We start from the raw sequence: 13,719 nt of genomic DNA, 5'->3' as shown, positions 1-13,719 counted from the left end.
CTAGACGTGGTAGGTGCTGTCAGGCACATCGGTGATGAACATATGGCCCGGCGAATGGGTGATGGCGAAGGGCACGCCCGAGGCCATGACCGCGGCCTGGGGAGTGACGCCGCAGGCCCAGAACACCGGGATCTCGCCGGGTTCGATGCGTACGGCATCGCCGAAATCGGGGCGTCCCAGGTCCTGGATGCCGAGCAGCGCGGGTTCGCCGATGTGCACCGGGGCGCCATGGACTGAGGGATAGCGTCCGGAAATAGTGCTCGCCTCAGCCACGCGATCGGCGGGGATCGGTCGCATCGATACCACCATTTCACCCTGTAGACGTCCGGCCGGGCGGCAGGCACGGTTGGTCCGGTACATCGGTACGTTGCAACCATCGGTGATATGCCGCACTTCGATGCCGGCCTCTTGCAGGGCGGTTTCAAAGGTGAAGCTGCAGCCGATCAAAAAGGCCACCATGTCGTCGTGTTCAGCCCAGGCCTGAGTGGCATCGCTGACTTCCTCGGCCAGCTTTCCATCACGCCAGATGCGGTACAGCGGGATGTCAGTGCGCAGGTCCGCCCCTTCAGCCAGCAGCGTACTCGGGCTGCCGGCGTCGCTGACGTCAAGGATCGGGCAGGCTTTGGGATTGCGCTGGGCATACAGCAGGAAGTCGTACGCCCAGGCGCGCGGCAGGGCGATCAGGTTGGCCTGGGTCATGCCCGGCGCGATACCCGCCGTGGGGGCGACCCGGCCGTTACGGTAAGTGCTGCGTGCATCCCGGGCAGCGGCAATCGCCGCCTGGCGGGCGAGATCCAGGGCATTCATGGGCGTGCTCCGGCAAAGGGCTGCAAGGACATGTGCGCCTGTTCCAATACCCGGCGCAGCTCGCGGGCCATTTCCACCGCTGCGGGGCTGTCGCCATGGACACAGATCGAGTCGGCCTGGATTTTGGTCAGGCTGCCATCGATCGCTTCGAGGCAGCCGTCTTCAACGAGGCGCAGCATACGTTGGGCGACGAGCTTGGGATCGTGCAGCACCGCGCCTGGTTCGCGGCGAGAGACGAGGGTGCCCTGTGGCGTATAGGCACGGTCAGCGAAGGCTTCGGCGATACACTGCAAACCCTCGTTACGGGCCAGTTCAATCAGGCTTGAGCCGGCCAGGGCAACCAATATGAGGTTGGAGTCGATCGCGCGGATGGCTTCGATCACGGCCAGCGCCTGACGGCGATCGTGAGCAATGGTGTTGTACAAGGCGCCGTGGGGTTTTACGTAGCGCACCGACGTGCCGGCGGCTTTGGCCAGGCCTTGCAGCGCGCCGATCTGGTAAATCACGTCGGCCGTCAGCTCATCGCTGGCCACGTCCATGTTTCGGCGGCCAAAGCCCACTTTGTCCGGGTAAGCGACATGGGCACCAATGGTGACATTTTTGGCCGCCGCCGCTTTCAGTGTGCGCAAGATGCCGGCCGGGTCGCCGGCGTGGAAACCGCAGGCGACATTGGCGCTGGTCACGACATCGAGCATCGCGGCATCGTCGCCCATGTGCCAGGCGCCAAAGCTTTCGCCCAGGTCGCTATTGATATCTATGGTTGGCATTCACGTGACTCCTTGTTCGTTATCGGGCTCAGGCAACGTTGAGGAAGGCGAAGATCGGCCCAACGGATTTGATTGCCATGTACCAGGTCAGCAGGCAGGTCAGGGCGCCCAGCACCAACAGCCAGCGTGGGTAATGGTAACCGCCCATGAGGTCGGACCGGCGCCAGCCGACGTAGATAAAGATGCTCAGGCCGATTGGCAGTATCAGGCCATTGAAACCGCCCGCGAAGAGCAGCAGTGCGGCGGGAGCCGTTCCCATCAGGGCAAAGATCAGCAGCGACAGAGCGATGAACACGGTGGTGGCGCGGTTGCGCCCCTGCTCAGTGATGTCCGGCTTGAACACGGTGATAAAGGAAATGGAGGTGTAAGCGGCGCCGATCACGCTGGTGATACTGGCGGCCCAGAGGATGAGACCGAAGACGCGCAGGCCGAACTGCCCGGCTGCTGCCTGGAAGGCTTGTGCGGCCGGATTGGCGCCCTGGCCCGAGGTATCGATGACTACGCCGCTGGCAACAACGCCGAGGATGGCGAGAAACAGGATGTAGCGCATGAGGCCGGTGACCATGATGCCGCCCAAGGCTGCCTTGGTCACTGCCTGGAGGTTTTCTACCCCGGTAGTCCCGCGGTCCAGCAGTTTGTGAGCCCCCGCATAAGTGATGTAACCGCCGACCGTGCCGCCGACAATGGTGGTAATGGTGGCGAAGTTGATCTGGTCCGGAAGGACGGTTTGATAGAGGGCTTCGCCCAGTGGCGGGTTGGAAGCGAAGGCCACGAACAGGGTCAGGGCGATCATTACCAGACCCAGCACGACGATCAGCCGGTCGACGGCCACTCCGGCGCGGTGGGAAAGGAAGATGCCGATAGCCAGCAAGGCGCTGAGACCGCCGCCCCATTTTGCATCAAGCCCCATCAACGCGTTCAGGCCCAGCCCGGCACCGGCGATGTTGCCGACGTTGAACACCAGCCCGCCGAAAATCACCAGCACCGCCAGCAGGTAACCACTGCCTGGAATCGCGTTGTTGGCCACGTCTGCGGCACGCATTCGGGTCAGGGTGACGATACGCCAGACGTTAAGTTGAACCACGAAGTCGATCAGAATCGACGCCAGGATACCGAACGCAAATGCCGCACCCATTTTGGCCGTGAACGTGGCGGTCTGGGTGATGAAGCCAGGGCCGATGGCGGACGTTGCCATCATGAAAATTGCTGCGATCAGGGAAGCGCGTCGCGTCTTTGTAAAATCTTGAGCGGTCTGTGTCACGGCTGTCTGTGTCACGGCATCAATTCCTACGGTGGGAGATATTTTTTATTGAGCAACGAGCGTGCCAGGACTCAAACATCGGCCTAGAAGTGTTGATCTATAGCGTCTGAATTGTTCAACAATCAGTTTAGTGTAAGGCTACAATTCGCACCAAATTGTAACCTTGTCACTCGTGGGTGTTACTTAATGATGCAGGCGACACCCTTGCTCCTTGCCATGGGCGGGGCTCTCATGGAACATCAAAGTGACTTTCTCTTATTCTTATTCTGGATTGCACATGAACGACGTTTCACCTTCCCTTCCTCGCTCGCTGGGAGAATCCATTACCCAGGAGGTCCGCAGAATGCTGGTCGAAGGTGAACTGGTTCCGGGCCAACGATTGTCCGAAGCGGCCCTGGCCGAAAGCCTGCAGATTTCCCGCAACACCTTGAGGGAAGCGTTCAGGGTCCTGACCCGCGAGGGGTTGCTCAAACATGAACCCAATCGCGGGGTGAGCGTGGCGGTGCCCGATATGGCGTCGATCATCGACATCTATCGTGTCCGCCGCTTTATCGAATGCAAGGCCATTGCCCAGGGTTACCCGCTGCATCCGGGAACGCTGCATATGCGTGAGGCGGTGGAGGCGGGCATGCGAGCGCGTGAAGTCAAGGACTGGAAGGCTGTCGGCACCGCCAACATGATGTTCCACAAGGCTATCGTCGAACTCGCCGACAGCCCGCGATTGGTGGTGTTCTACGGTCAGATATCAGCCGAGCTGCGGCTGGCATTCGGCCTGCTCAAAGATCCGGAGTTCCTGCATATGCCCTATGTCGATATGAACGTTTCAATCCTGCGTTGTATCGAAGAAGGACGATCAGAGGAGGCAACCCGGCTGCTTGAAGCCTATCTGGTGCAGTCGGAGCGCACCGTTCTGGCCGCTTACGAACGCAGTCTGAACCGGTAGCACCCTACGAGCGCGACGAACTCCTCGCCAGCCAAGCCAAGCCTGTCGATAATTGATACCTGGCGCAGCCGCGTGGCTCACTCGATCAAGCTGGGCACGTCGCCTGCGTCTCCCACCTTGATCCCGGCAGCGGCCGTGGGCCGTTTATTTGGGCGTGGCGATTTCGCTTGAGTAGGCGTTGGGGCATGGAGAGGAAGCAAATGGAGCCGATACTGGAACTGCAAAGCGCGCGGTTGATACTGCGCCAGTGGCGCGACGCGGACTTGCCGGAGTTTGCCGCCATGTCTGCCGATGCGCAGGTGATGCGTTATTTTCCGGCGCCCCTGAGCCGCCTGGAAAGCGCCGCACTGATCGGGCGCGTGCGGGGGCATTTTGCCGAGCATGGCTTTGGTTTGTGGGCCCTGCAGCGCAAGGACACCGGGGCCTTTATCGGCTTTACCGGCCTGGGCGTGGTCGGGTTCGACGCGCACTTCACTCCGGCGATCGAGATCGGCTGGCGTCTGGCCCGTGAGCATTGGGGCCTGGGTTATGCCAGCGAAGCCGCATGGACGGCCTTGCGGTGTGCGTTCGATCGCCTGGGGCTGGATGAGGTGGTGGCGTTCGCCGCCGTCGATAACCTGCCATCGCAGAAAGTCATGCAAGCCATCGGCATGCATCATGACCCGGCCGATGACTTTGAACACCCAAAGCTCGCCGTCGGTCATCCATTGCGTCAACATGTGCTCTATCGTATCAACCGTGAACAGTGGCTACAGACCCTGCACGGTTAGCCGACACGGACGTTTACAATGCCCGCCACAATGGCCCGGGCCAACAATCGATCCACCGTCGCAGCACCGACTGCGCGGTTGAGCTGTGTGAGGAAAGTCTGAATGAGCCACGTGTTGGAAGATCTGGTCGACCTGCTGACCCTGGAACCTATCGAAGAGAACCTGTTTCGCGGTCGCAGCCAGGACCTGGGGTTTCGCCAGTTGTTCGGCGGCCAGGTGCTTGGCCAGTCACTGTCGGCGGCCAGCCAGACCGTGGAAGAGGCCCGTCATGTGCATTCGATGCACGGTTATTTCCTGCGTCCGGGCGATGCGGCCTTGCCGGTGGTCTACCAGGTGGACCGGGTGCGTGACGGCGGCAGTTTCAGCACCCGCCGGGTCACGGCGATCCAGAAGGGCAACCCGATTTTCACGTGCAGCGCTTCGTTTCAATACGACGAGCAGGGTTTTGAGCACCAGAACTCCATGCCCCAGGTGGTCGGGCCGGAGAACCTGCCTTCGGAGCTGGAACTGACCCAGCAGCGGGCGCACCTGCTGCCCGAGCACATGCGGGAAAAACTGCTGTGCCCCAAACCGATCGAGGTGCGCCCGGTCACCGAGAAAGATCCCTACAATCCGCAGCCGGCCGATCCGGTCAAGTACGTGTGGTTCCGGGCCGATGGTGCCCTGGCGGACTCACCGGCCCTGCATAAATACCTGTTGGCCTACGCCTCGGATTTCGGTCTGCTGACCACCTCGATGTTGCCCCACGGCAAATCGGTTTGGCAAAAGGACATGCAGGTCGCCAGCCTCGACCACGCCTTGTGGTTCCACGCCGACCTGCGCGCCGACGACTGGTTGCTCTATGCGATGGACAGCCCGTGGGCCGGCAACTCCCGTGGGTTCTCTCGTGGCAGCGTATTCAATCGCGCCGGACAACTGGTGGCGTCGGTGACCCAGGAAGGCCTGATTCGCCACCGCAAGGACTGGGCATGAGTCTGGCCGATGTGCGGCACTGGGTGTTCGACATGGACGGTACGCTGACCATCGCCGTGCATGATTTTGCGGCGATTCGCGTGGCCCTGGCGATCCCGGCCGAAGACGACATTCTGACCCACCTGGCGGCATTGCCGGCCGACGAAGCCGCAGCCAAGCATGCCTGGTTGCTGGAACACGAGCGGGACCTGGCGCTGGGCTCCCGGCCTGCGCCAGGAGCGGTCGAGCTGGTACGCGAGCTGGCGCAGCGGGGTTACCGCCTGGGGATCCTGACGCGCAACGCTCGCGAACTGGCCCACGTGACCCTGCAAGCTATCGGTCTGGCGGACTGTTTCGCCGTGGAAGATGTGCTGGGCCGCGACGAAGCGCCGCCCAAGCCCCATCCCGGCGGCCTGTTGAAACTGGCCGAGGCCTGGAGTGTGGCGCCTGAGGCGATGGTGATGGTGGGTGACTACCGTTTCGACCTGGACTGCGGCCGTGCGGCGGGTGCGCGGACGGTGCTGGTGAACCTGCCGGACAATCCTTGGCCGGAGCTGGCGGACTGGCATGCGCGTGATTGCGGGGAGTTGCGGCGGATGCTGTCGGCTTGAAAGAGGGGTTGGCTGATAGATAGCTATCGCGAGCAGGCTCGCTCCCACAAGGGGATCTGAGTCGATCAAAAAGTGTGTGTCCACCGCAGATCTACTGTGGGAGCGAGCCTGCTCGCGATGAGGCCCTGTCTACTCCTACAGAACTCACTGACCAAACAGCGCCTTCTGCCCCTCAGCCGAATTGAACATCCCATCCCCGTTATGCCCCACCCCCGGCACTTCGATCAGCCGCTGGCTCAGCCCCTCGGGATGACGCCGGGTCAGGTAGTCGAAAAAGAACTGCCCGCGCAGTAACCGATACGGCCCTTGGGTCTGCGCTTCACAGCCTTTATCCAGCGCAGGGTGCTCAGGGTCGATGTCTTGTTGCCCAAGCAGATAAACGATGTCGCGTTTGATGTAGTTGTCTTCCAGTTGAGCGGGGGGGTGCCCGGCGGCATAGGCGGGCAAGTTCTGCAGGCCGTACTTCCAATGGTTGAAGCCGGGACAACCGGCCGGGTCGAAGGCCATGGGGCGCTGCGCATCGAAATAGGCATAGGAGGACGGGTTGGCGATGACGAATCTGGGGGCGATCCGGGTTTGACCGCGAGCGAGCAGGGCGTAGCGCTGCGCGACCTGCGCGCCGCCGGAATGGCCCGCGATGACGATCTCTTTCACCTCGGGAAACTGCTGCCGGTCACTGACCCGGGCGACGATGTCGTCGATGACTTGAAAGGAACTGACCGCCTTGGGCCCCGTGGATAAGCCGCCGGCCATCCAGTCGTTGCCTTGCCAGCGCAACAGGTCATTGGGCAACTGATGGCGGGCAACGTCATGTTCGTTGAGAAACTGCGGGGCGATGATCAGGGTCGTGGTCAGTTGACCGGCGTGTGCGGCGGCCTTTTCGGCGCTGTGCAGATAGGTCTGGGCGTTGCGCAGCCGGCCATGGAGGATGATCAACACGCGCTGGATAGACGCCGGGGGTGGACTCACGCCGACGACCATGGCGCCGCCCTTGAGCTGCAGTCGCCCTTGAGCGACCACGCCCACGCCCTGTTCGTCTGCCTGGGTAAAAGTGCAGCACAGCAGCAGGCTGAGGAGGGCGCCCCACTTCATTACAGATTTTTTGCCGCGAAGGTGTCGCATTGGCTGACCTGACCCTGGGCAAACCCGGTCTTGAACCAGCGAACCCGTTGCGCCGAGGTGCCGTGGGTGAAGGAGTCCGGCACTACCCGGCCCTGGCCCTGCTGCTGAAGGCGGTCATCACCGATGGCGTTGGCGGCGGTCAAGGCCTCTTCAATGTCCCCCGGCTCCAGCCAGTTCAGGCGCTTCTGTGCATGGTTGGCCCAGACGCCCGCCAGGCAGTCGGCCTGTAATTCCTGACGGACCAGCAGACCACCATCGCCTTCCATCTGGCGGCCCTGACGGCGAGCCTCCTGGATTTTTGCCGACACCCCGAGCAGGGTCTGGACGTGATGCCCGACCTCATGGGCGATGACGTAGGCCTGGGCGAAATCCCCGGCGGCGGAGAACCGTTGGGACATTTCCTGGAAGAAACTCATGTCCAGGTAGACCTGTTTATCGGCCGGGCAATAGAACGGGCCGGTGGCTGATGAAGCGAGGCCGCAGGCCGAGTTGACCCGACCGCTGAACAGCACCAGTTTGGGTTGCTGGTACTGGCGCCCGGCCTGCTGGAAGACCTGGCCCCAGGTGTCTTCGGTATCACCCAGGATTGAGCGCACGAACTCGGCCTGTTCATCGTTCGCGGGCGGCGCCTGCCGGGTTTGGGAGGAGGCGGGGGCCGAGGTCTGGTCCATCTGCCCGGCCAGTTGCCCGAGAATCTGCATGGGGTCCTGGCCGGTGATCCAGCCGATACCGACGATCAGGACAATGGCCGTCAGGCTCAGCCCCTTGCCGCCACCGAAACGCATCCCACCACCGCCGCCACCGTCACCGCGGGCGTCCACCACGTTGTCACTGCGGCGACCTTTTTTCCATAACATGTGGGAAATCCTCTGATTGACCGTGTGAAGAGTGTTGCCGCTGAGTGGGGTTGCCGCCAGTTCACGGACAGACATTCGCAGTGAGTCTAGCGTTTGAAGGCGCAGGCTGTACGCCTGAGCTCTCAGGCAATCGCCACGGGTTTTGGTTCATCCGTCAACAATGAATGTCGGGTTCCAGAATTTGCATTACACTTCGCGTATTTTGGAATCAGCCTCTCTCCTCTGGATTTTTCATGGCCGGCAGTCAAATCGAACGGGTTTTCAATGTGCTGGAAAGTCTCGCCAGCGATCCCCACGGCTGGGCTCTGCAAGGGTTGGCCGAACAATTACAGATTCCCAAGAGCGCCACGCACCGCCTGCTTGCTGAACTGACGCGCCTGGGTTACGTGCGCCAGAATCCCGAGAACCTGCGTTATCACTTGTCGACCCGCCTGGTCGCCCTGGGCTTTCGCTACCTGTCGCGCAGTGGTGCCGACATCGTGCAGCCGGTGCTCGATCGTCTGGCTCGGGAAAGCGGTGAACTGGTACGCCTGGGTGTGATCGAGGGTGATCGCCAGACCTGGATTGCCAAGTCCCAGGGCGCTCGCTCCGGGTTGCGCTACGACCCTGACATGGGCCGCGAGACGCCATTGGTCTATACCGCGTCGGGCCATGCCTGGCTGGCGTGCATGAGCGATGCCGAGGCGCTGTCGCTGGTGGACCGCCAGGCCCTGAAAATGCCGGCGGACGTGGGCCCCAACGCGCCGCGTGACAGCGTTGAACTGCTTCAATACCTGCGTCAGGCCCGGGAGCAGGGCTATGCCTGTGTCGAGGAAAGTTCGGCGGTCGGCACCTCAGCCATTGCGGCCGTGGTGCGTCATCCGCTGGATGGCCGGGTCTTGGGCGTGCTCAGCATCGCCGGACCCACCGCCCGGATGACGCGATCGAGGCTGCATGAGCTGGCGCCGACCTTGCTTGCGTTTACCGAGGAATTGTCACACGCCAGCCAGGCATCGGAGTTGTTCAGCTGAATCGCCGTCGCAGACATCGGCTCCCTACATCAAGCAACACAGGATTCCTACATGACCGTCAGCACTCCGCTTTCCGGCGTCAATCAGGCCTTCAAGGGCATCCTGTTGATACTCTGCGCGACGTTCCTGTTCTCCAGCCATGACGCCTTGTCCAAATACCTTTCAGGGTTCTATCCGATCATCATGGTGGTGTGGGCGCGTTATGTCGTGCACACGCTGTTGATGGCCGGGATTTTCCTGCCGCGTTCGGGGCTGCGGGTGCTGCGTACCAAGCGTCCGTTATGGCAGTTGGCGCGTGCGTTGTGTCTGTTGGGCACCAGCCTGTTCTTCACCACGGCGCTGCTATACATCCCTTTGGCGGAGGCGACCGCGGTCAACTTCCTGGCGCCCGTGCTGGTCACTGCATTGTCGGTGCCTTTGCTGGGCGAACACGTGACGCGCGGCCAGTGGATCGCGGTGATCTTCGGCTTTATCGGGGTGTTGATCATTGTCCATCCGGGCGGTGACCTGTTTACGCCAGCGGTGTTATTGCCGTTCTGTTCGGCGCTGTTTTTCTGTTTCTATCAACTGCTCACTCGCAAGCTCAGTGAGATTGACAGCCCGACCACCAGCAACTTCTTCGCCGGCTTGTGCAATACGTTGGTGATGAGCGCCCTGGTGCCGTTCTTCTGGCAGGTGCCAAGCCTGGTACATGGGGCAATGATGCTTGCGTTGGGAGCGTGTGGGATGACGGCGCACCTGATGCTGACCCAGGCCTTCCGCTTCGCCGCCCCGGCGCTGCTGGCACCGTTCGGGTATTGCCAGATCGTATTTGCCGGCCTGTTGGGTTGGTTGCTGTTCAGCCATACGCCAACGTTGACCACGGTGTTCGGCATTGTGCTGATCTGCCTCAGCGGGCTGGCGGCGGCGTGGCAACAGCGGCGGAGCTAACGCGCGCCATGGTGGGATCGATTGTGGGAGCAAGGCTTGCCCGCGGTGAAGACGATACGGTCCTGAGTGAACCGAGGTGCCTGCATCGGGAGTAAGCCGTGCTCCCACATGGGGATGAATCCCGGGCTGACTGGTATCAGCTTTCCAGCGTCGGCACCTTGCGCGGTGCCATGAAGTACAACCAGATCAGGGCAATGAAGTACATCGCCGGGATCAGGGTGAACAGTACGGTGTAGTTGTTGTGGGTCACCGTGAGGATGTGGCCCACCAACTGGGTCATGAACATCCCGCCGACGGCGGCGCACATGCCGCCAAAGCCGAACACCGTGCTCATCATGTGCTTGGGCGTGTAGTCCATCACCAGGCTCCAGATGTTGGCGGTCCAGGCCTGGTGCGCGCCGATGGCCAGGGAGATGGCAAACACCGCCATCCACAGGCTGCTGGAACCGGCGGCCAGGATCACGCCGATGATGCAGCAGGCGAACAGCAACATGGAAATCAGCCGTGCCTTGATCGGGTTCAGGCCGCGGCCGATCAGGAATGAGGACAGAATCCCGCCGCCCACGCTGCCGAAATCGGCGGTGAGGTAAATGATGATCAGCGGGATGCCCATCTGGGTCACGTTGATGCCCAGGTTGTATTGCTGGTTCAGGAACGGCGGCAACCAGTAGAGGTAGAACCAGAACACCGGTGCGGTGATCGAGTAGGCCAGGGCGAACGCCCAGGTGCCGCGCATGCGCAGGATACGGGAGAAGGGCACGCGGACCTGATCGGGTTCGTCCTGGGCCTGGATGTAGTCCAGTTCCGCCTGTTTGACGCTGGGATGATCCTCCGGGTTGAAGTATTTCAGGCCCCAGAACACCAGCCAGATCCCGCCCAGCGCGGCCATGCACAGGAACGCAGCCTGCCAGCCCCACACCTGCAGGACCAGCGGCAGCAGCATTGGCGTGAACATCGCGCCAACGTTGGTTCCGGCGTTGAAAATACCGGTCGCCACGGCCCGTTCACCGACCGGGAACCATAGCCGTGTGGTCTTCACGCAGGCCGGGTAGTTGGCGGCTTCGGTCAGGCCCAGGATGAATCGGCAGACCATGAAGCCCACCGCCGACGTGGCCAGGCCATGGGCGCCGGTCGCCAGGCTCCAGAGCAGTACGGCGCAAAAGAACACGCGCTTGACGCCGATCCGGTCGATCAGTCGGCCTTGCAGCACGAAACCGATGGCATAACCAACCTGGAACCAGAAGTTGATGTTGGCGTAATCCATCGCCGTCCAGCTCATTTCCTTGGCGAGAATGGGCTGCATCACGCCCAGTGCGGCGCGGTCGATGTAGTTCAGGGTGGTGGCGAAAAACACCAGGGCGAGCATGCCCCAACGGGTTTTGCCCACGGCCAGGGCGCCGCGGATCTTGTTACCGACGCCAGCGGTTGTGGCACCCAGGACGGGGGGCAGGCGGGAGCTTTGGGAGGGAATCATAGCGTGTACCCGTTTTTGAAATTCTTATGGTGTGGTCTGGGTCTGTTCAAAGGTGCCGACGATCAGGGCGGCCTCAATGAGGGGCCGATGGTGCGCAGTGAGCAAAAAACCGTCAATTCGTTGATCGGGCATTGTGTTCGATAATCGCCCAAAAAACTAACCGGATGGTACATATTAAATTGCTGAAACAAACCTCCAGCTCAATAATCGGCTCACTCTTTCAAAAGCGGCACACCTGTGTGTAGCCGATGCCTGTCCCGGGAGCCGAAGTCATGCAGCGTTCCATTGCCACCGTGTCCTTGAGCGGTACCCTGCCGGAGAAACTTGAAGCCATTGCCGCCGCCGGTTTCGACGGCGTGGAGATCTTCGAGAACGACCTTCTCTATTACGATGGCAGCCCTCGGGAAATCAGGCAGATGTGCGCCGACCTGGGCATCGCCATCACGCTTTTCCAACCGTTTCGGGATTTTGAAGGTTGCCGTCGCGAACGCCTTGCGCGCAATCTGGAGCGGGCCGAGCGCAAGTTCGACCTGATGCAGGAGCTGGGCACCGACCTGGTGCTGGTGTGCAGTAATGCCTCGGCCGACAGCCTGGGTGATGAGCAGATTTTGGTGGATGACCTGCGATTGCTGGCCGAACGAGCCGGGGCGCGAGGCTTGCGCATCGGTTACGAGGCGCTGGCCTGGGGCCGGCACGTCAACACTTATCAACAGGTCTGGAACATCGTGCGCCAGGCCGACCACCCCAATCTGGGGGTGTTGCTCGATAGCTTCCATACCTTGTCCCTCAAGGGCGATCCGAGTGCGATTGCCCAGATCCCCGGTGACAAGATTTTCTTCGTGCAAATGGCCGATGCGCCGATCCTGGCGATGGATGTCCTGGAATGGAGCCGGCATTTCCGTTGCTTCCCAGGCCAGGGCGAGTTCGATCTGCCGGGCTTCCTGGCACCGATCATCAAGAGTGGCTACACCGGGCCATTGTCGCTGGAGATTTTCAACGACGGTTTCCGCGCCGCGCCACCACGGGCCAATGCCGCCGACGGCCTGCGTTCGTTGCTGTACCTGGAGGAGAAGACCCGCCAGCGGCTGGCCGAAGAGGCCGCACCGGCAAGCCATGCTGATATCCTGTTCGCCACACCACCGGCCAGCGAATACAACGGTATCGAATTCCTTGAGTTTGCCGTGGACGACAGTCTTGGCGCGAAGCTGTCCCATTGGCTGGAACGGTTGGGGTTCGTCAAGGCCGGCCAGCATCGCTCCAAGAACGTGAGCCTGCTGCGCCAGGGCGACATCAACCTGATCCTCAATTGCGAACCCTATTCGTTTGCCCACAGCTTTTTCGAAGCTCACGGGCCATCGCTGTGCGCCACCGCCGTGCGGGTCAAAAACAGCGCCAGCGCCCTGGAGCGGGCCGTGGCCTACAAGGGCCAGCCTTATCGCGGCCTGGTGGGGCCCAACGAGTTGGAGTTGGCGGCGGTGCGTGCACCGGACGGCAGCCTGATTTACCTGGTGGATCAGGACGCCGACGTCTACGGCACCGATTTCAACCTGCAACCGGGCGCTGTCATCGGTGCCGGACTCAAGCGCATCGACCACATGGCGATGGCGCTGCCGGCCGATAGCCTCGACAGCTGGGTGCTGTTCTACAAGAGCCTGCTGGATTTCGAAGCCGACGACGAAGTGGTGTTGCCCGATCCGTATGGCCTGGTAAAGAGTCGCGCCCTGCGTAGCCGTTGCAGTTCGATCCGCTTACCGCTCAATATTTCCGAGAACCGTAACACCGCGATCTCCCATGCGCTGTCCAGTTATCGCGGCTCCGGCGTGCACCACATCGCCTTCGACTGCGATGACATCTTTGCCCAGGTCAGCCGCGCCAAAGAGGCCGGTGTGCCGCTGCTGGACATTCCGCTCAACTATTACGATGACCTCGCGGCGCGTTTCGATTTCGATGATGAGTTTCTCAGCGAGCTGGCTTATTTCAACGTGTTGTACGACCGAGATGCCCAGGGCGGTGAATTGTTTCACGTCTACACCGAGCCGTTCGAAGGGCGCTTCTTCTTTGAAATCATCCAGCGCAAGAACGGCTATGCCGGCTACGGCGCCGCCAATGTCGCGGTAAGGCTGGCAGCCATGGCCAAGTCCCGCAGCGGTGGCTTGCGGCACGCCAAGTTGTAGGCAAATCGTAAACGCGGCGGTAAAGGGCAACCCCGTGGCTTG

13 protein-coding genes are annotated in these 13,719 nt (G+C 61.6%); 7 read left to right on the top strand and 6 right to left on the bottom strand.

What is annotated here, in order from left to right:
* The 3 genes from BW979_RS26920 to BW979_RS26910 are packed head-to-tail and all read right to left on the bottom strand — an operon-like array spanning nucleotide 1 to nucleotide 2,835.
* Nucleotides 1-807: a putative hydro-lyase gene (locus BW979_RS26920; protein WP_076386428.1), complete on the bottom strand. Its 807-nt coding sequence runs from the start codon at nucleotides 805-807 to the stop codon at nucleotides 1-3.
* Nucleotides 804-1,574 (bottom strand): LamB/YcsF family protein, encoded by a 771-nt coding sequence (locus BW979_RS26915; protein ID WP_076386426.1) that lies wholly within the window; start codon nucleotides 1,572-1,574, stop codon nucleotides 804-806. Before BW979_RS26915 ends, BW979_RS26920 begins: the two co-directional genes overlap by 4 nt.
* Nucleotides 1,575-1,602: 28 nt before the next feature.
* A complete protein-coding gene (locus tag BW979_RS26910) occupies nucleotides 1,603-2,835 on the bottom strand; it encodes an NRAMP family divalent metal transporter (RefSeq protein WP_076386749.1) in 1,233 nt (410 codons plus the stop codon).
* 277 nt (nucleotides 2,836-3,112) lie between these two features.
* Here BW979_RS26910 and BW979_RS26905 point away from each other — a divergent pair, with 277 nt between their 5' ends.
* From BW979_RS26905 to BW979_RS26890, 4 genes are all read left to right on the top strand, one after another.
* Entirely contained in the window at nucleotides 3,113-3,778 is a 666-nt protein-coding gene (locus BW979_RS26905; protein ID WP_076386424.1) for a GntR family transcriptional regulator, read from the top strand.
* A gap of 200 nt (nucleotides 3,779-3,978) precedes the next feature.
* Nucleotides 3,979-4,548 (top strand): GNAT family N-acetyltransferase, encoded by a 570-nt coding sequence (locus BW979_RS26900; RefSeq protein ID WP_047229555.1) that lies wholly within the window; start codon nucleotides 3,979-3,981, stop codon nucleotides 4,546-4,548.
* A 102-nt stretch (nucleotides 4,549-4,650) separates the two neighbouring features.
* Complete coding sequence (tesB, locus tag BW979_RS26895) at nucleotides 4,651-5,520, top strand: acyl-CoA thioesterase II (RefSeq protein WP_047229556.1); 870 nt, start codon at nucleotides 4,651-4,653, stop codon at nucleotides 5,518-5,520.
* On the top strand, nucleotides 5,517-6,110 hold the full coding sequence (locus tag BW979_RS26890) for an HAD family hydrolase (RefSeq protein WP_047229557.1): 594 nt from the start codon (nucleotides 5,517-5,519) through the stop codon (nucleotides 6,108-6,110). Before tesB ends, BW979_RS26890 begins: the two co-directional genes overlap by 4 nt.
* Before the next feature lie 144 nt (nucleotides 6,111-6,254).
* Here the strand turns inward: BW979_RS26890 and BW979_RS26885 are convergent, their stop codons facing one another.
* Both BW979_RS26885 and ypfJ read right to left on the bottom strand, forming a co-directional pair.
* Complete coding sequence (locus BW979_RS26885; RefSeq protein ID WP_076386422.1) at nucleotides 6,255-7,202, bottom strand: hypothetical protein; 948 nt, start codon at nucleotides 7,200-7,202, stop codon at nucleotides 6,255-6,257.
* Nucleotides 7,202-8,089 carry a KPN_02809 family neutral zinc metallopeptidase gene (gene ypfJ / locus BW979_RS26880; RefSeq protein WP_047229559.1) on the bottom strand — a complete coding sequence of 296 codons (888 nt, stop codon included), beginning with the start codon at nucleotides 8,087-8,089 and terminating at the stop codon, nucleotides 7,202-7,204. Before ypfJ ends, BW979_RS26885 begins: the two co-directional genes overlap by 1 nt.
* A gap of 233 nt (nucleotides 8,090-8,322) precedes the next feature.
* Here ypfJ and BW979_RS26875 point away from each other — a divergent pair, with 233 nt between their 5' ends.
* Together BW979_RS26875 and BW979_RS26870 are read left to right on the top strand one after the other, a co-directional pair.
* Complete coding sequence (locus tag BW979_RS26875) at nucleotides 8,323-9,099, top strand: IclR family transcriptional regulator (protein WP_047229560.1); 777 nt, start codon at nucleotides 8,323-8,325, stop codon at nucleotides 9,097-9,099.
* A gap of 51 nt (nucleotides 9,100-9,150) precedes the next feature.
* Nucleotides 9,151-10,029 (top strand): DMT family transporter, encoded by an 879-nt coding sequence (locus tag BW979_RS26870; RefSeq protein ID WP_047229561.1) that lies wholly within the window; start codon nucleotides 9,151-9,153, stop codon nucleotides 10,027-10,029.
* A gap of 136 nt (nucleotides 10,030-10,165) precedes the next feature.
* Here BW979_RS26870 and BW979_RS26865 read toward each other — a convergent pair whose 3' ends face one another.
* Complete coding sequence (locus tag BW979_RS26865) at nucleotides 10,166-11,503, bottom strand: MFS transporter (protein ID WP_076386421.1); 1,338 nt, start codon at nucleotides 11,501-11,503, stop codon at nucleotides 10,166-10,168.
* 272 nt (nucleotides 11,504-11,775) lie between these two features.
* Here BW979_RS26865 and quiC point away from each other — a divergent pair, with 272 nt between their 5' ends.
* On the top strand, nucleotides 11,776-13,677 hold the full coding sequence (quiC, locus tag BW979_RS26860) for a 3-dehydroshikimate dehydratase QuiC (RefSeq protein ID WP_047229563.1): 1,902 nt from the start codon (nucleotides 11,776-11,778) through the stop codon (nucleotides 13,675-13,677).
* Nucleotides 13,678-13,719: the final 42 nt, after the last annotated feature.

The sequence above is a fragment of the Pseudomonas sp. A214 genome (assembly GCF_900156295.1).
Classification (GTDB): Bacteria; Pseudomonadota; Gammaproteobacteria; order Pseudomonadales; family Pseudomonadaceae; genus Aquipseudomonas; species Aquipseudomonas rhizophila.
This window is presented reverse-complemented; position numbering and strand designations above follow the sequence as displayed.